Origin of the sequence: Scytonema hofmannii PCC 7110 (assembly GCF_000346485.2) — a bacterium.
Lineage (GTDB): Bacteria > Cyanobacteriota > Cyanobacteriia > Cyanobacteriales > Nostocaceae > Scytonema > Scytonema hofmannii.
Map to the genome: position 1 here is coordinate 11,000,107 of NZ_KQ976354.1, position 17,858 is coordinate 11,017,964.

Annotated in this window: 10 protein-coding genes; 4 read left to right on the top strand and 6 right to left on the bottom strand. The window is 39.6% G+C overall.

Annotated elements, in window-relative coordinates; genetic code table 11:
• Positions 1-74: 74 nt before the first annotated feature.
• Positions 75-1,625 (top strand): bifunctional phosphoribosylaminoimidazolecarboxamide formyltransferase/IMP cyclohydrolase, encoded by a 1,551-nt coding sequence (gene purH, locus WA1_RS46320; RefSeq protein WP_017744885.1) that lies wholly within the window; start codon positions 75-77, stop codon positions 1,623-1,625.
• A gap of 498 nt (positions 1,626-2,123) precedes the next feature.
• Here purH and WA1_RS46325 read toward each other — a convergent pair whose 3' ends face one another.
• Positions 2,124-2,762 carry a transaldolase family protein gene (locus tag WA1_RS46325; RefSeq protein WP_017744886.1) on the bottom strand — a complete coding sequence of 213 codons (639 nt, stop codon included), beginning with the start codon at positions 2,760-2,762 and terminating at the stop codon, positions 2,124-2,126.
• Between the two features lie 473 nt (positions 2,763-3,235).
• Between WA1_RS46325 and WA1_RS57815 the strand changes: the two genes are divergently transcribed.
• Both WA1_RS57815 and WA1_RS46330 read left to right on the top strand, forming a co-directional pair.
• Positions 3,236-3,373, top strand: a complete 138-nt coding sequence (locus WA1_RS57815) for a hypothetical protein (RefSeq protein ID WP_158516782.1) — start codon at positions 3,236-3,238, stop codon at positions 3,371-3,373.
• A gap of 65 nt (positions 3,374-3,438) precedes the next feature.
• Positions 3,439-6,243: a diguanylate cyclase gene (locus WA1_RS46330; protein WP_017744887.1), complete on the top strand. Its 2,805-nt coding sequence runs from the start codon at positions 3,439-3,441 to the stop codon at positions 6,241-6,243.
• Here WA1_RS46330 and WA1_RS46335 read toward each other — a convergent pair.
• A complete protein-coding gene (locus WA1_RS46335; RefSeq protein ID WP_017744888.1) occupies positions 6,222-6,467 on the bottom strand; it encodes a DUF1816 domain-containing protein in 246 nt (81 codons plus the stop codon). The genes WA1_RS46330 and WA1_RS46335 overlap by 22 nt on opposite strands.
• 31 nt (positions 6,468-6,498) lie before the next feature.
• Between WA1_RS46335 and WA1_RS57820 the strand changes: the two genes are divergently transcribed.
• The gene (locus WA1_RS57820; protein WP_017744889.1) at positions 6,499-6,645 is read left to right on the top strand and encodes a hypothetical protein; all 147 of its coding nucleotides are present in this window, start codon (positions 6,499-6,501) and stop codon (positions 6,643-6,645) included.
• A gap of 233 nt (positions 6,646-6,878) precedes the next feature.
• Here the strand turns inward: WA1_RS57820 and WA1_RS46340 are convergent, their stop codons facing one another.
• From WA1_RS46340 to WA1_RS46355, 4 genes are all read right to left on the bottom strand, one after another.
• Positions 6,879-8,210 (bottom strand): DUF7986 domain-containing protein, encoded by a 1,332-nt coding sequence (locus WA1_RS46340; protein WP_026134822.1) that lies wholly within the window; start codon positions 8,208-8,210, stop codon positions 6,879-6,881.
• Positions 8,211-8,341: 131 nt separating this feature from the next.
• Positions 8,342-10,390, bottom strand: coding sequence for a sensor domain-containing diguanylate cyclase (locus WA1_RS46345; protein ID WP_017744891.1), 2,049 nt, complete (start codon positions 10,388-10,390; stop codon positions 8,342-8,344).
• A gap of 66 nt (positions 10,391-10,456) precedes the next feature.
• On the bottom strand, positions 10,457-14,062 hold the full coding sequence (locus WA1_RS46350; protein ID WP_017744892.1) for a PAS domain S-box protein: 3,606 nt from the start codon (positions 14,060-14,062) through the stop codon (positions 10,457-10,459).
• Positions 14,063-14,480: 418 nt separating this feature from the next.
• Positions 14,481-16,709, bottom strand: coding sequence for a two-component system response regulator (locus tag WA1_RS46355; protein ID WP_051077066.1), 2,229 nt, complete (start codon positions 16,707-16,709; stop codon positions 14,481-14,483).
• Between the last annotated feature and the right edge of the window lie 1,149 nt (positions 16,710-17,858).

The following is a 17,858-nucleotide window of genomic DNA, read 5'->3' on the forward strand; positions in this document are numbered from 1 at the left end:
TCGCGTTCTTTGCGCCTTCGTGGTTTATAAAATAGACTTCTGCCCTCATTTTTATACAAACGAGACTTGGAATTATGGCACGTTTAGCACTGCTGAGTGTATCTAACAAAACTGGTATAATTGACCTTGCCCGTAGCTTGGTGGAAGAATTTGACTTTGAAATCATCAGCAGTGGAGGTACAGCTAAAGCTTTGAAAGATGCAGGGATTTCAGTCACAAAAGTTGCTGATTATACAGGTTCACCAGAAATCTTAGGTGGACGAGTCAAAACACTGCATCCTCGGATTCATGGCGGTATTCTGGCTCGGAGAGACATAGCCGAAGATTTAACAGATTTGGAAAATAACCAGATTCGCCCCATTGATTTGGTGGTGGTGAATCTTTATCCTTTCGAGGAAACTATATCTACTGAAGGTGTGACTCTACCTGAGGCGATTGAGCAAATAGATATTGGCGGTCCTGCTATGCTCAGGGCCGCATCAAAAAACTTTGCCCATGTTACGATTTTATGCGATCCAGGGCAGTATGAGGAATATTTACAAGAAATGTGCCATTCGAGTGGCAATCCATCTTTTGAATTTCGTCAAAGATGCGCTTTAAAAGGATTTTTACATACTTCTGGCTACGATCGCGTGATCGCTGAGTATCTCAGTCAGAACCTCTCCCCTACTCAAGAGGAGAAAGTTTTCGACACCTACAATCTTTCTGGCAAACAACTGCAATCCCTTCGCTACGGAGAAAATCCCCATCAAAATGCAGCTTGGTATCAAACAGGGACTCATCCAACTGGATGGGCTGCAGCAACTAAACTGCAAGGCAAAGAACTCAGTTACAATAACCTAGTTGACTTAGAAGCATCTCGAACCCTGATTGCTGAGTTTACCGATTCTCCCGCCGCAGCAATTATCAAACATAACAATCCTTGTGGTGTTGCGCTGGGAAATACTCTCCACGAAGCTTACCAAAAAGCATTCAATGCTGACTCTATGTCTGCTTTTGGTGGAATTGTTGCCTTCAACCGTACCATTGATGCTGAAACTGCAACTGAATTAACAAAGACTTTTCTAGAATGCGTAGTTGCGCCCGATTGTGACACTCAAGCACAAGAGATTTTGGCAACTAAATCAAAGGTGCGGGTATTAACATTACCACAGCTAAGCAACGGACCAAGAGATTTGGTGAAACTTATTGCAGGCGGTTTTCTCGTGCAAGCGGCTGATGATATAGTTGCTGATACAAGTCAATGGCAATTTGTCACGGACAAGAAACCTACACAACAAGAGTTAGAAGAGTTGCTGTTCGCTTGGAAAGTCTGCAAACACGTCAAGTCTAATGCTATTGTTGTTAGTCGCGATCGCACAACCTTGGGTGTAGGTGCAGGTCAAATGAACCGTGTTGGCTCTGTCAAAATAGCCTTAGAACAAGCAGGGGAAAAAACAAAGGGGGCATTCCTAGCGAGTGATGGTTTCTTTCCCTTTGATGATTCGGTCAGAACTGCATCCGCCGCCGGGATCGCTGCTATTATCCAGCCAGGAGGCAGTTTGCGCGACCAAGATTCTATCAAAGCTGCTAATGAATTGGGTTTAGTTATGGTGTTAACAGGTATTCGCCACTTTTTACATTGAGTTAGTAGTTAATAGTGTAGGATAGGCGTCTCGCCTGTCATCGTTAGTTGTTCTCCCTACTCCCTACTCCCTACTCCCTACTCCCTTTTTAAGAAGGTACACTTTCTAAAGTGTCACCGTTCCCACTTGCTCTTAGACAAAGACGGTGATATTCTCTAGTTGTGTGTGAGGAGCAAGTATAAATCAAAAAACGTCTGGGGTGGAAACACGGCAACACTCCCGGACGTTTTTTGCATTAAAGATATTTTAGACAACTGCAAAAAAAACCTGGTTAGTGGTGAGTGGTTCTCCCAATAACAACTAACAACTAACAACTAACCAAGTACAGTTTGTAAAGTGTCACCTTTCCCACTTGCTCTTGGACAAAGACGATGATATTCTCTAGTTGTGTGTGAGGAGCAAGTGTAAATCAAAAAGCGTCTGGGGTGGAAACACGGCAACACTCCCGGATGTTTTTTGTTTTGAGTGTAAACGTGCATGACAAGAACACGCCTACTACTAAAATTTCAAACCAATACCATTGGTATTAAAATCTTCAACAGTTTTTTCCGATAGTTCGTGAGTGGTCATGTCTTGCAACATTGCTAAAGGAAGTGTCAGATGATCCGCTCCTGCTTGGAGAGATGCAGCAGCTTCTTGTGGCGATTTGATGCTAGCTGCCAAAATTTCTACGTTGCTTCCACGAAGTACACTCGCCATATCTCTCACTAAAGCAATTCCGTCACCTAACAATTTGGTGGCACGATTGACATAGGCGATCGCAATCCTAGCACCTGCTTCCCGTGCGACGGCTGCTTGCGCTGTACTGTAAATTGCTGTTACCGAACAAGTTATTTCTGGGGACAAACACGCCACAACTTGAAATCCAAGGGATGTTGCTGGAATCTTTAATATAGTTGGCTCACCAATAATTTCATAAGCTGTTCTTCCCTCTGCCACCATTCCATCAAAATCAGATGTCGTCAACTGATAGTATAAAGGTCCGGTTGTCAACTGTGCTAATTTTTTTAGGGTAATTTCTGGTGGTTCATTGCTTTTCGCTAAAAGCGTTGGATTTGTTGTAATGCCTTTAACCCATCCCATTTTACTGGCAATTTCAGCTTCCGAGACTATTGCCGAGTCTAAATAAAGTGCCATAGATTTCCCAATGCGCCCTAAATACTTGTTGTGCAATACTATAAACTTTGTATTAAGTCCTTTGACAAAAATAGATAAATTTTATAAAATCTCTCTTAAGGAAGAGGTAAAACAAAAAATATTTCTATAATTTGATAGAATTCGACTTAACATTAAATGATAATTCTTTTAAGAGGAACTACTTAATCAGCATTTAGTGCTAATACTCTTGTTTTTCCGTACATATACAATGTTTTATTGTAAAAAAAATCTTTAGAATTATAGATATCAAACATCAAGATTTTATAAAACGTTTAAAAAACAAGGTGAAAGTAACTAAGTTGACACAGTCAGTTATGACAAATGTTAACTGGTATTAGTGAATACTGAGCATTAAATATTAGTCAGAAACAGAGAGCAGTTCTAGGTATTTACGGATAACTGCAAATAGTTGTTTCTTGGTATATTGTTCTCTGTTTATTGATATCAAAACATTGAAACGAAGGGGTGCAAGTAGCAACAAACTACAGAAGTTGTCACAAGCTTCAGGTGGCTATGCTTCCTTAAGGATAGACTCAAAGGGCGATCGCATTTATTTCTATTTCGTTGCTACCTATCAACAAGAAATTTGAGTATTTGATGGTTTAGCGATAAACCAGACAAGTGCTTGCTCAGCATTAGGGTGGAGCGAAATTTTATGATAAACACTGTGGTTGAACTCACTCAAGAATCAGGATGTTATTCAGGTAGTGCGGGTAGTAAATTCCAACAAAAAGTGAATATTCTTCTCGTTGATAACGATTTATCCAATCTAGAGACTCTAGAACAGACACTCAACCAGTTAGGACATAACTTAGTGACAGCTAATTCTCAAGAAGAAGCGTTGTACTCTCTTTCCAAGCATGAATTTGCTGTTATTTTGCTTGATATGCAAATGCTTGGTATTGACGAATTGGCAACACCAGAGTTTTTGAGGAAACATCCAAAGAATCACAATACCCCAATGATTTTGCTGACAACTTTCAGCAATCTCCAACAAGTCCTATTGAAAGGCTCTAAGATGGGTACGGTTGATTACCTGTTGAAGCCAATTGTACCGGAAATTTTGCTGGCAAAGGTATCAGTCTTTATTAGCCTGTTTGTCAAAACATTAGAATTAGCTCAAGCAGAAGAAGCACTACTTGCTTGTGGCGTTCGTTTATCTGGGATTTTAGATAATTCTTCGGATGCTGTTATTTTAGTAAACTCTGCCCAACTCATTACAATATTTAATAGAGAAGCAGAAAGGATTTTTGGCTACACAGCTTCTCAAGTTTTGGGACAATCAATTGATATTCTCTTTCCAGATTGTGCGGCTAATCAGGAATTTCAAAATATTTTTGCATCTTTTCGCTCTGACACATCTTTTTATAAGATGGGAGAACGCTGTGAAATCACCTGTTTTCGCCAAGATGGAACGGAATTTCCCTCGGAAGCTTCCATGTTTCAACTAGAGTTGGTTAACGGTAATTACTTTACTATTATCCTCAGAGATGTCAGCGAGCGCAAAGCAACGGAAGCCGCCTTACGGAAAACAGAAGCCAATTTTCAGGCTTTTATGAATCATAGCCCGCTTTTGTGCTGGATAACAGATGGCAATGGTCAATTTGTTTATTGTAATAAAAGCTTTGAAAACTGGTGCGAGCAACCAGTATCAGAGGTAATGGGAAAGACAATTTTTGACCTCTATCCACCAGAAATTGCTCAACAACAACTTAACTGTATTAAATATGTTATCAGTACTGGGAATGTCTTTGAATTAAACGAGTCTATCTTGAACCCCAATGGAAAAATTTATGAGTTTTTGATATATCAGTTTCCATTATTTGACGTGAACGGGCAAACTTTAATAGGTGGTGTAGCTGTTGATATCAGCGAACGCAAACGAGCAGAAGCAGACCTTTTGTTACGAAATCAACAATTACTCACCCTTCATAAAATTTCTGAAATAGCTCTGAACACAGAATCTCTCGAAGCAGCAGTTCAAGAAACAGTCACAGAAATTAGTCTAGCGACTTGTTTTCCTGCTGTGGCGATTGAACTTTACAATCGCGATCGTCAAGTTATGGAATTTATTGGGGCGACAGGAATTCCTGCACTAGCTTCTTGTAACAGTCTGGAAGTTCCCATAGACCAAACGCTTTCTGGAACAGTTGTTTTGACAGGACAGCCTTTGGTTAAACTGTATCAACCAGAAGGAATTACTATAGATTCTACCAATCCAATCTTACAACAACTAAATGTCCAAGCGTTCGTATGTCAGCCAATGGTAGTTAACCAACAAGTTATTGGAACTTTGAGTTTGGCTCATCTCGAACGAATTCAACCAGATGCATTATTTCTAAGATGGGTAGCGAGTTTGGCAAACTTTGTCGCATCTTTAGTGGAACGCAAACAAGCGCAGCAAGCATTGCAGCAAGCTAATACGCAACTCAATAAATGGGTCAAAGAATTAGAAGTACGCAATCGCGAAATTGCATCGTTAGGTGAACTTAGAGATATTTTACAGGCTTGTGTGTCTGTTGAAGAAGCACATCAAGCATTAGCTAGATTAGTTCAACATTTGTTTCTTGACATATCGGGTGCAATCTTTGTGCTGAACCGCGCAAAAAACCTGTTGGAAGTAGTGGCGGTTTGGGGAAACCCTGGTGCTACAACTGAGTTGCTTTTTGAAGCGCAGGATTGTTGGGGACTGCGGCGGGGAAGGGTACATTTAGCGGATGCAAATCTTTTGAGTATACCGTGTCATCACAGGAAACAAAAAAGTTATTCTCCATCTTTTGAATCACTTTGCATTCCCATGATGGCTCAAGGAGAAGCCTTAGGGTTGCTGTATTTAAGTTCTGAAGAGCCAGAAAAACTGGTAGCAAAACAGCAATTTGCTGTAACAACAGCCGAACACATCGCTGTGGGATTAGCTAACTTAAAGCTGCATGAAGCTCTTAAGCAACAGAGTATTTGCGATCCCTTGACTGGTTTATTCAATAGACGCTACCTCGAAGACACTTTAGAACGGGAAATTCAGCATGCGGAACGCCAGCAAACCACTATTGGGATCGTAATGATAGACATTGACCACTTTAAACACTTCAATGACACTTTTGGTCATGATGCTGGTGATGCTGTATTGCAAGAATTAGCCACATTCTTGAAAAAACATATTCGAGAAGCTGATATTGCTTGTCGTTATGGTGGTGAGGAAATGATGTTAATCCTACCATTGGCTTCTTTGGCAACAACTCTAGAGCGTGCTGAACTAATTCGAGAAAGTGTCAAGGATTTGGTTATGCAACATCACAACCAAAGCTTGGGTGCTATATCCTTATCGTTGGGAGTTGCTTGCTATCCAGAACACGGTTTGACAGAAGGGGCTGTGATGAAAGCTGCAGATGCTGCTTTGTATCGCGCCAAACAAGAAGGTCGCGATCGCGTTTGCGTTGCTTACCCTTTACTAAATACTTGATGCTCAACAATAGTGAGTTCTGGAGGCTGGCACCACTTAACCTGGGCAAACATCACTTGAGATCCTTCTTGTTCTAAGTCTTCGATGTAGCCAGCTTTCGATCTATCTGCTTCCTCGGCACTCATAAAAGGGCCAAAGAAATAACTACAACGCGGAAATACAGTCATAATCTCCACCCACCAAGCTAATTCCAACGGCTCTGTTATCGTTTCTGTTGAGTGCATAATAACCTTCTATTTGTTAGGAGATTTCAGCTTGATAATACATCATCAATCGATTGGTTATCTGATTGACTTAAATGCAATCAGAGCAGCGATCGCTGCTCTCAAACCTTTCAGTCATAAAATCCTGACAATTCCTGAAAAAGAAGCACTGAATTGGGAAGATTTTGATAAACTTTAAATCTTCTTAAAAATTGACGATACGGGAAGTCATATGAAAATCCAATGGTTAATCTACCCAATTTATCAAAAACAGATAGGGAATTTTACCCAGGAATTGTAAATTTGTGTAAAGCGAATAGAATTCACTGCTATAGGAATCCTATTTGATTTTTTGATTTTTGAACTACATCGGGGAGAGGTCAATTCTTGAATTTGTAGAGACGTATCCTACATCCTACATCCCTACCTAAATTACAAACGCTGAAAACCTTTTGCTGACTTTTGATGCTTACCCTTAGGCTTAGATTTACTCATCTCAACCACTACTTTCTGAAATAAATTATGCAGATGTATTGGGACACTGGCAATTTCTGGTAACTCTGGTTCTAGAGGCTTATCGAATGTTACTAACAGTGCATCTAAATCCGTTTGCAGTCGAAACTTTGGATGTTGCAGAACTATTTGTAACACTTTTTCTAACTGTGTTGGATACTGTTGGGCTAATCGATGCCAAATAGAAGCATTTATACTTTTATCTTCCAAGTAAAAACGAATGAGTTTTTTAGCCCCTTCTATACTTTGCCAATCCTCTGCTGCTAAAATAGCTTTTATCTTGGCATAGGTTGGGAGAAACATCTGTCCCCAACGAGGATGAGAAAGGGCTGTCAACTGTTCTGCTTTCTTAAGTTCCGCAGGTAAATCCACTTTTGGAATCACCATTTTACTGGTGCCTTTTTGAGGATTAAACATTTGCGTTACTGTGTTGATTCCATCACCCAATTCTTCAGTGACTTTTTTGATTTTTTCCTCATCAACACCAGCTTTTTTTGCTATTTCTTCCAATGATTTTGAAGAGTCTATACCTGCTGCCTTCAGGTATGTTTGTATTAGGATTTCTTGAAAATCAGTAATTTTTTGATTGAGTCGATATCCCGGCATTGTGACTTCGTCACTACCAAAGAATTCCACAAATTGCTGATGATAGTACCCCACTGATTGCCAAGCTTCTTCTAACAACTCCGGTGCATCGCCGTAAAGTTGGTCTTTATAATTGTCCTTAAAGTTACCAATAGCTACAGCCAGTTTTGGTTTACCTAACTTTCCCATCAGCGTGTAAAAACCGGAGAAAGTCCAGTAAGTATCAGTGACAGGAGCAATGCGAGTCAGTATAATTTCTCCTTTTCCTAATCGAGATGTATCTTTTTTGGCTCGATTATTGTTTAACTTGACTATATAGTGTTTGGCTGTTAACCAGTTTATCAGTTCAAAGCCATCGGGTAAGATGTTTTGAACAGCGAATAAGCCAGTAAATGTACGGTGCCAATTTTTAATCAGTTGACGCTCTTCATTCGTCAACTGAGGATGGCTTTGGATAAATAAATCCAGCACAGTGGAGTTTCCTAATCTCCCTTCTGTAATAAAGGAGTCAATGACGTGGTCTTTGTGGAAATTATCCCCATTACCACTTTTTGACTTTTTCGCAGCATAGATTTCTAGCGCTTTTGCAAGTTCATCGTCTGCATCAAAAACAAAATTTGTTAAGGCTTGTTGTAGTTGGTGCGATCGCTCTAGTATGGCATCCACTCGTTTATCTCTATGACCCGACATTATGTAGATTAGAGGTTCACGGATAGATTAAGCATCTGCGTTAAGTAAGATACAAGCTGAAACCTCATACTACATTTGTAATATGAGTTTAAGGAGTTCCTCAATCCCTATTCCCTATTTTCAGAACAAACAACCCGATCACGCCCCTCTTTTTTGGCACGGTACAAAGCTTCATCAGCTGCATGAATAACTGATTCTGCTGTCAAACCATGTTCTGGGAAACACGCAACTCCCACAGACAAGGTCATAGTGCCAAGGTTTTGATTGCGATTTTGCAATTTGAGATGCTTTACACCTTCCCGGATTTGTTCGGCTCTTTCTTTCGCAACTTCTAAAGATGTTTCCGGCAGAATTAATGTCATCTCCTCACCCCCATAACGACAAGCAATATCCGATCCCCGCACCTGTTTCTTTAAAAATCTCCCTAACTCCCGCAGAACCATATCACCAGCCTCGTGGCTGAATGTATCGTTAAATCGCTTGAAGTAGTCAACGTCAAGCATCATAACTCCCAAACAAAGCTGCTTGCGTTTGGCTCGTTGAATTTCCCGTTCTAAAGACTCTTCTAAGTAACGACGATTAAACAATCCTGTAAGAGGATCGCGAATATTTTGCTCCTGAATCGTTTCGTGAAGCTTTAAGTTTGCCAATGCCAATGCAATATGTTCGGCAACTGTGATTGCTAGCTGTTTTTTTGCTGTGGTTAGCTGTCCTTGCACTTGGGAACTTAGATGCAGTACACCCATCGCCTTTCCCTGTGCCATCATTGGGACACACAGAGTGTCTGTGAAAAAAGCATTCGGGATTATATGCTTGCACTCTAAACTACAAGCATCAACTGCAAATAAGTGGGTGCGTCCGCGTCGCAATCCCCAACATTCTCTTGGGGTAAAGATTTTCTGACTTACAAGGGTTTCTTTACCCCAGGTAGCAACAGCCTCTACTAAGTTTTTTGAAGCGTTTATCAAAAACACACCTCCTGACATATTGGGAAATAAAGATTGAATGAGTCGAGATAAAGTGTAATATGCTTCTTCAACCGTCAAACAAGCTTGTAGCATATCGCTCAACTTACCCATCAAAACAATTTCATGATTGCGTTGCTCCAATTCTTTTACCCAGTTAGTCAGTTGTGCATTCAACTGTTGAAGTTGGACGGTACGTTCTGCCACTCGCGTTTCTAAATCAGCTTTTGCTCGTTGTAATTCCAGTTCTGCTTGTTTGCGAAACGTAATATCTGTAAGCGTTAAAATACAACCTTTTAAACTGCTTTCTGGGTTAGAAAGCAAACGAGCATTGAGTAGTAAATTAAATTGCTGTCCATCTTTTTGTTGGAAAAAAACTTCAATTCCTTGAAAACTTTCTCCATTAAGAACAGTGGCAACAGAAAACAATTTTTTTGTTGCCAAATTGTTTTCTTCTTTAACTGTAACTTCTAATTGTCCCGAAGATTTTGGTTGCCAGTTACTCTGACAAAGTTGTAAGGGAAAAATCACATCAAAGGGTTGAAACAAAAGATTGTGTCCGCAAAGCTGATGAGCCGCTATACTTGCGCGAATAATCTGTCCGTTTTCATCACAAACAACAATAGCTTCAGCCGCTTGTTCCACAATGGAACGAGCAAGTTTTTCAGCAACAATAATTTCTTCATTTCGTTTTTGTTCTGTCAAATCTGTAACAATAAGGTAGTTAGCTTTGACATCATTCATTGTCAAAGAACTAATACATAAATGGACGGGTATCGTGGTTAAATCATTAGCAATCAGGTCAAATTCTCCTTGATAATGTCCTCGATTTTGCTGTAATAATGTCTGCAATAGAGGTTTTTGACTGGGTATAATATATTGATTAAAGTCCGAACCGATAACTTTTTTTATGGATCTCTTTAAGAGACGCGCCAAACTTTTATTACAGTATAAAATAAATCCATCATCTGTTAGTGTAGCAGCCCCTTCTTTCATCTCTTCTATCAACAGTAGATAAAGAGAATCAGTACTTTGTAAAGTAAAAATCTGTGTGCCTTGACTTCCCGAAACCACTAAAGCATCTGCCTCTCCTTGACAGATAGCCCGCAGAGTTTCTTCAGCAATTTCAAGGCGATCGCTCAGTTCTTGAACTTCTTGTTGTAATTCTTCCCTTGATTTGTCATTTGTCATTTGTCATTTGTCATTTGTCACTGGTCACTGGTCACTGGTCACTGGTCACTGGTCACTGGTCACTGGTCACTGGTCATTGGTCACTGATTCTGCAGCAGTTATCACCCGATCGCGACCTTCTTGTTTAGCATGATATAAAGCTGCATTAGCAGCATCAATAATTGCTTCTCCTGTCAAGCCGTCTTCTGGAAAAACTGCCACTCCCAACGATATGGCGATCGTACCGAGAGAATGGTATCGGTTATGCCAACAAAGGTGCTTGACATCTTCTCGTATTTGCTCGGCTCGTTTTTTAGTGGCGTCTAAACATGCTTCCGGTAGAATTAACACGATTTCTTCACCTCCATAACGACAAGCTATATCACCTCCGCGAATATTTTTTTCCAAAAACTTACCTAATTCTTGCAACACGGTGTCACCCGCGTCTTGTCCAAAAGTATCGTTAAAACGTTTGAAATTGTCTATATCCAGCATGATAATGCCTACAGATTGCTGTTTGCGATCGGCGCGGCTAATCTCCCGTTCTAAGGATTCTTCTAAATAACGGCGATTGAACAATCCAGTAAGAGGATCGCGGATGCTTTGTTGCTGAAGGGCTTCATGCAATTGTAGGTTTGCTAGCCCCAAGGCGATGTGTTCGGCAGCTGTTACAGCAAATTGCTGTTTAGCTTCTGTTAGTTTTTCTGGTTGATTGGAACTTAAATACAATACCCCTAGTGCTTCCCCCTGTGCCATCATGGGAATGCAGAGTGATTCAATGGGGGTGGAAGATTTGCAACAATCTTTTTTTCTATGTTGACATAGTATACTTTCTGTAGTCCTATCTGCTAAGTGCGATCGCCCTCTACGAAGTCCCCAACATTCTCCTGGTGCGAATATCAACTCTGTAGCTTCATTGACGTCTCCCCAAGTTGCTACGGCTTCAAGTAAGTTTTCTGAATGGTTCAGTACAAACACTGCACCCGATACATCAGGAAATAAAAGTTGGACTAATCGAGCCAGAGCTTGATGTGCTTCATCAATGGACAAACATGCTTGGAGAATATCGCTTAATTGACTCAGTAAAGCAATTTCGCGATTGCGTATTTCCAATTCCTCCACCCAGTTATTAAGTTGAACATTAGCTTGTTCCAATGCACTTTTTGCCTGTTTCAATGCACTAATATCATGAACAACTGAGTAAAGTAGTGTTTTTCCTTGCCGAGTTACCGGGCAAGAGTAAATTTCCACATCTCGAATTTCTCCACTGGCTAGTTTGTGGCGAAACTGAAAGTAACTTTGTTGATTGAATAGATGTTGCTGCATGAGAGAAAACACCTGTTCGGAAGGTAAAACATTGATGTCTGTAATCATCATTTGTTTGAGATGTTGTAAGTTATAACCGTAGAAACGACAAGCCGCTGGATTGGCATCAACAATAGCTCCAGTATCGCGCTCAATAAGCAACTTAATTGCCAAGTTATTTTGAAACATTTGGCGGTAAAGTTCTTCGCTTTCGTGTAAAGCAACTTCAGCTTGCTTTCGTTCTACTAAAGAGGCAACAAAGTTAGCTAAACTAGTTAACCATCTGAGAAATGATGCATCTAGTTGTACTGGTTCGGGATGCGCTAAACTCAATACACCAATGACTTGTTGATTGACAATCATTGGTTGACAGACAAAAGTCCGAATATTCAGTTGACCGATTGTTTGATGAGAATCATAGATTCTGATTTGGGAAGACTCCATTTCATGAGAGTTAAAAATTTTAATCATGGGCTTTCCTGTCAGAACAACTGTTCCAGAAAGAGTCCGATCTACGAAAACTTCTGGTATATCGCAAGAAGCGAGTGAAGGAATTCCCGTCGTTCCAACAAATCTCATCATTTGACTTGCTGGATCGTAAAGTTCAATTGTCACTCTGGGAAACCCAGTTGCATAACTAATTTCTGCTACAGCATCTTGAGCGGCTAGTTTCAAAGAATCAGTCCGTAGTGCAACTTCAGAAAGTTTATAAAGAGTGAGCAATTCTTGATTTCTTATCTGCAGATCTGCTTCTGCTTGTTTGCGTTCGGTAATGTCAATTGCTACACCCCCTACTAAAAGTTGTTCTTCTGTGTCAAACACGGGAAACTTATAGACTAAAAACTCACCAAGTGTCCCATCTGGATAAATAGCAGACTCATTCACTTCAAGAACTTGTCCTGTTTGTAAAACTTGTTTGATATGTTCGAGGTGTTGTTGAGCAAGATGGGGTGGATTAAAGTCAAAAATTGATTTTCCAATAATTTCCCACGTCGAGCGCTGACACCAACGTTCAAAACTTTTATTGCAATAAAGTAACTGACCTTCATCATCGGTAATCCAAGATAAAGGGGGAATGTGATTCATAAAAGCTTGAAACTGGGCTTCAGTTCTCCGCAAGGCAGCTTCAGTTGCTTTAAGCTCTGTTAGATCCCGCAAAATCAGGGTAAATACGTTACTGCTGACTAATTCCAACGGAGACATCGACACTTCTATGGGGAAGAATGTCCCATTTTTACGACAACCCGTCATCTGCCGACGTTCTCCTATCTTGCCGTTTGCTATATTTGAGTGGCAAGAGTCAAAAATGTATTGGCAATCTCCATTTGCCAACTGTTTTGGCAATAGCAAATCAAGTGTTTGTCCTAAAACCTCTGATGTTGCGTAGCCAAAAATCTTTTCTGCTTCTTTACTAAAAAGTGCAATCTTGTGGGCAGAGTCTACTGAAATAATAGCATCTGAAGCATTATCCAAAATTCCCACTAAACGGACACCAGCAGTCAGTAGGGCTTCTTCAGTTTGCTTGTACTTTGTAATATTTCTATTGATTTCCACAATCTCAGGTTCACCCCAATTGTTTTGTCGTACTACCCAGCTACTAGCAACCATAATCTCTGTCCCATCCCTTTGACTGTGAATGAGATCCCCTTCCCATCTTCCGTTTTCAAATAAGAAATTATTTAATTCTGACAATGGTTTGGGAAATTGTGCTTTAATTAACGAACAATACTCTTTTCCTACAGCTTCTTGTTGAGAAAAGCCATACATTGTTTCAGCACCATGGTTCCAAAAGGTAATCGCGCCATCTAGCTCTCGAACGATTATTGCTTCTTGCACTAAATCAAGAATTTCTACTTGCTTCTGTAGTCTCTGCTCTCGGAGTAAACTCTCTTTTAGTTTAGTTTGCAGTTGTTCATTAGCATGGTTTAATTCTAACTTTTCCTTAAAGGAATTGACAAATACTGCAACTTTTGATAGTAAAATTTCTGGTTGAATTGGCATGAATAGATAATCTACCGCACCAATCTCATAACCTTTGAGAATCATTTGTTCGCGATCGCTGGAGGTAGTGAAAAATATAATAGGAGTTTGTTGGTTCTTAGGGCGTTTTCTAATTAACTCGGCTGTTTCAAACCCATTAATTCCTGGCATTTGAACATTCATTAAAATTACGGCAAACTCTCGTTCGAGAAGTTGATATAAGGCTTTTTCCCCAGACAAGGCTTTAACTAAGTTTTCTCCCAATTGATTAAGGACTTCTTCTAAAACTAGTAAATTCGCTAAGTGGTTTTCTACAAGAAGAATATTAACCTTCTGTTCAGTTGGTTTCTCCGCACTACACAAACATGGTTCTAATTCTTGGCTGCATTGAATAATAAACGTGTTCATAAGGCTTAATATGGATTTTAAAGTCTGAAAACGTATTTATTTATATATCTATGCTCAGTCATTGATATATAAATAAATATTAAGATAATGAGGATTTGTAAAAAATCCCGATGTATATAAATAATCAATAATTCTGACAGATAACTTAGTATTTGTAATAGTGAATTATACAAGCTTAATGAAGTTTTTAGAATTTGTCTTAAAAACCTATTATAAGAGGATGTCTGAGAAGGAGAATAGAATTCGCACAGCAGGTGCTACAACTCTAGAGCGCCGGTACAGAAATCACAAAAACCCGGTAACTTCATCGTTGAGCATACGAGATATCAAGCTTTCCAACAGAGAGAAACCGGGTTTCTAAATAACTGCTTAACTGAACTGTATTGAATTATGGAAGAATTATTTTTTGAGCAAAAATTCAAGGTTTCGCTCCCATTAAGGCGGTAACTGCTTCACTATTTAGTGCTTTGGAGAAAAAGTATCCTTGCCCATATTCACATCCTAGCGATCGCAAATGAATTAATTGTTCTTCTGTCTCAACTCCTTCTGCAATGACATCTAACTCCAAACTATGGGCTAAGTTAACAATTGTCCTGACTATATCGGAATTTTTACTCCCAACAGCTATTTGACGGATGAACGAACGGTCAATCTTCAAAGCATTGATGGGAAGACAGTGTAAGTAAGACAAAGAAGAATAACCAGTACCAAAATCGTCAAGCAACAGTTGAATTTGTCTTTCTTGCAGTTGCTTCAAGACGGTGGCTGCTTTATCAGCATTATTCATCAAAACACTTTCAGTAATTTCTATCTTTAAAAAAGAGCTATTCAAACCCACCGCTTGTAAAATCTGGTCAATTTGTTCCACCAAATCAGGTTGAACCAGTTGAATGCCAGATAAATTCACACTGATGGAAACAGGCAAGCGTTTGGGTAATTTCTCTTGCCAGTGACGTAATTGCCGACAAGCTTCCATTAAAACCCATTGACCGAGGGCAATAATTAGCCCTGTTTCTTCTGCAACTGGAATAAAATCATTTGGGGAAATCAGCCCTTGTTTGGGGTGCTGCCATCTAACCAACGCTTCAAAACCAGTGATTTCTCCAGTTATGAGTGACACTATGGGCTGGTAGTTGAGATGTAACTTCTGGAGTTGAATTGCTTGAGCAAGCTCTGCTTCCATTTGCAGTCTGGCAACAACTTGCAACTGCATATTCGTATTAAACACCGCCGTGTTGCACGTTAAGTGCTTTTTGGCATAATGCATTGCAGTATCTGCCGCCTGCAGAAAATCTTCAGCTTGACTGTAATCAATCTCGTTATGAACGATGCCAATGCTAGCAGTACAAGATTCCACAGACTCCATAAGTTTAAAAGGTAATTTCATGGCTTGATGGATGCGTTTTGCTGCAAACTCTGCATCCTGTGCATTGGGAGTATATGCCAGCAAGATAGCAAACTCTTCTTCTCCCACTCGTGCGAGTATGTCTACAGGACACAAGTACGTCAAAAAACGACATGCTGCCTCAATGAGCAGTTGTTCGCCTTGGTAGTGACCGAGGCTGTACTTAATCATTTGGTAGCGGTTCAGGCTGATATACAACACAGCAAAATGATAGTCATAGTTAGTTTGAGTCCGCTTGATACATTGATTTAAGCAATCTAAAAACTTGACACGGTTGGGTAAACCTGTGAGGGAGTCATAAAAAACTTGGTGCTGTAGTTTTTCCTGTGCTTGTTTGTGTGAAGTGATGTCAAAGCGAATCGCTAAATATTGAAACGGTTTTCCCTCACTATCGAGAAATGGAACGATAACAGTGTCAACCCAATAATATGTTCCGTCTTTAGCTTTATTCTTAATTTCTCCTTGCCAAACTTTTCCTTGGGAAATAGTTGACCAAAGGTTTTGAAAAAAAGCTTTGGAATGATAACCAGAATTGACAAGTTGATGGGTTTTTCCAATGAGTTCTTCTCGAAAGTATTGGGAAATTTCACAGAACTTATCATTTACATAGGTGATAACTCCCTTAGCATCAGTAATGACCACAATAGTAGCTCTATCTAAAGCAAATTGAATATCTGATAAGTTTTTGAGAGACTTGCTTAGCTCCGATTCTACAGCTTGGCGAGCAGCAATTTGAGTTTGAAGTTCTTTGTGAATAGTTTTGAAGTGCATTGCTTGTTGTTCTAACTTCATCGTCATCTTAAACAAATTTACAAATACTTTAACTTTGGCTATCAGTACTTCTGCGGAAATAGGTTTCAAGACATAATCTACTAAACCTAACGCATAACCTTTAAAGATAGAATCTTCAGATTGGCTAAATGTCGGAAGAATGAAAATGATTGGCGTTAGCTCAGTTTTCTGTCGTTGTCGAATAAGCTTGGCTGTCTCAAATCCATCCATTTCCGTCATTTGAGCATTCAGTAAAATCACGGCAAATTCCTCATTTAGAAGAAATCGCAAGGCTTCATAACCAGAGTTTGCTTTTACCAAATTTTGTTTGAGACAACCCAGAATTGCTTCTAAAGCAAGTAAATTTTTACGGCAATTATCTACCAGAAGAATGTTAATTTTATTTTCTTTGTAAGTGGTTTTACTGATTTCATAATTAGCTAGAGATAATTCCATATTCTGGATAATCATAGAATGCCCTTTACAAACTTCATAAGTGACTGCGTGATTTTACTGATGACTTTATAACAGGTTTAAAAAAAGTGTTTGTTAACAAAGAGAATTTATATATTTTAAGAAATTTACCCTCTTTTATAACCTAAATCAAGGTATAAATTGTAATATTACAAAAGCCAAGAAGTCAATTCACAAATGAAGTCATATAAAATGAGATTAATTATCTTTTGCCTTATCAGAAATAATGCAGAGGGTAGAAGGTAAAAAAAAACACCGTCACAACACTATCTGCTGTGGCGGTGGGTGCTTTGCTAAACTACCTTTGTATATAAGAAGTGAGGCAGGCCTTGACGCCCACCCCATTCATAGTTAGGTTGACTGAGGCTATGCAAGTTATAAAATTATATTAAGAAGTGAGGCAGGCCTTGACGCCCACCCCACAAGATGGATAAATTTTTTGGCAAGATCTTCAGCAGAAGCCAAGAATAATAAGACGTTCAGACGCTCTCGTTCCCAGCCGAGGCTTCTAAATTTTCACTTGCCTTACATGAAAATCCCTCTTCCCCACTCCCCACTCCCTATTCCCTATTTTCAAGTCAGAGCCACCAGAACGAGAAATGAGGCGAGATAATTAAATAATTTTAAAGATAACAGGATTCAGCGAGCAACTTCCAAACCTTTTTATGAAGCCAAAACTTTTTCAGCTTTTCTTGACCTGTTGATCTTAAATTCGGCAACTTTGCAAGGATTTTTAATATTTATTTCAAGCAAGTTAATTTTTTTAACTTCTTTGCTAAAGTTTGGCATCTCTTGCCGACAGGATGGGCAAAACCAATAAACTCCTTGAGAGCGGACGTGGCGCAATAACTGGTCGGTGCAGCAAGGGCAGTAATTCATGGTATTTTTGACCTCCAGTCGCGGGTAGATTAAGAAATCGTTGATAAAGCAGTTGATATTAAAATTGGGTAGAGCATGACTGCGATCGCCAGCCCCTAAACTTGATATCTTGACGGTTTTCAGGACGCGTTGTTTTTACCGGAATGCTTTCATGCTAAGGTAACAATGTGAGAATCTTGTGAGGATGAAGTAGCAACATCATCAGTCGAGTTACGTGTTAACTCCGTTAAAAATACTCTCTTCGTCAATGTGACTTACGTAGGTCTT

Coding starts and splice junctions, on each gene's coding strand:
- purH (WP_017744885.1), top strand. CDS start 75: ATGGCACGTTTAGCACTGCTGAGTGTATCTAACAAAACTGGTATAATT.
- WA1_RS46325 (WP_017744886.1), bottom strand. CDS start 2,762: ATGGCACTTTATTTAGACTCGGCAATAGTCTCGGAAGCTGAAATTGCC.
- WA1_RS46330 (WP_017744887.1), top strand. CDS start 3,439: ATGATAAACACTGTGGTTGAACTCACTCAAGAATCAGGATGTTATTCA.
- WA1_RS46335 (WP_017744888.1), bottom strand. CDS start 6,467: ATGCACTCAACAGAAACGATAACAGAGCCGTTGGAATTAGCTTGGTGG.
- WA1_RS46345 (WP_017744891.1), bottom strand. CDS start 10,390: ATGACAAATGACAAATCAAGGGAAGAATTACAACAAGAAGTTCAAGAA.
- WA1_RS46350 (WP_017744892.1), bottom strand. CDS start 14,062: ATGAACACGTTTATTATTCAATGCAGCCAAGAATTAGAACCATGTTTG.
- WA1_RS46355 (WP_051077066.1), bottom strand. CDS start 16,709: ATGATTATCCAGAATATGGAATTATCTCTAGCTAATTATGAAATCAGT.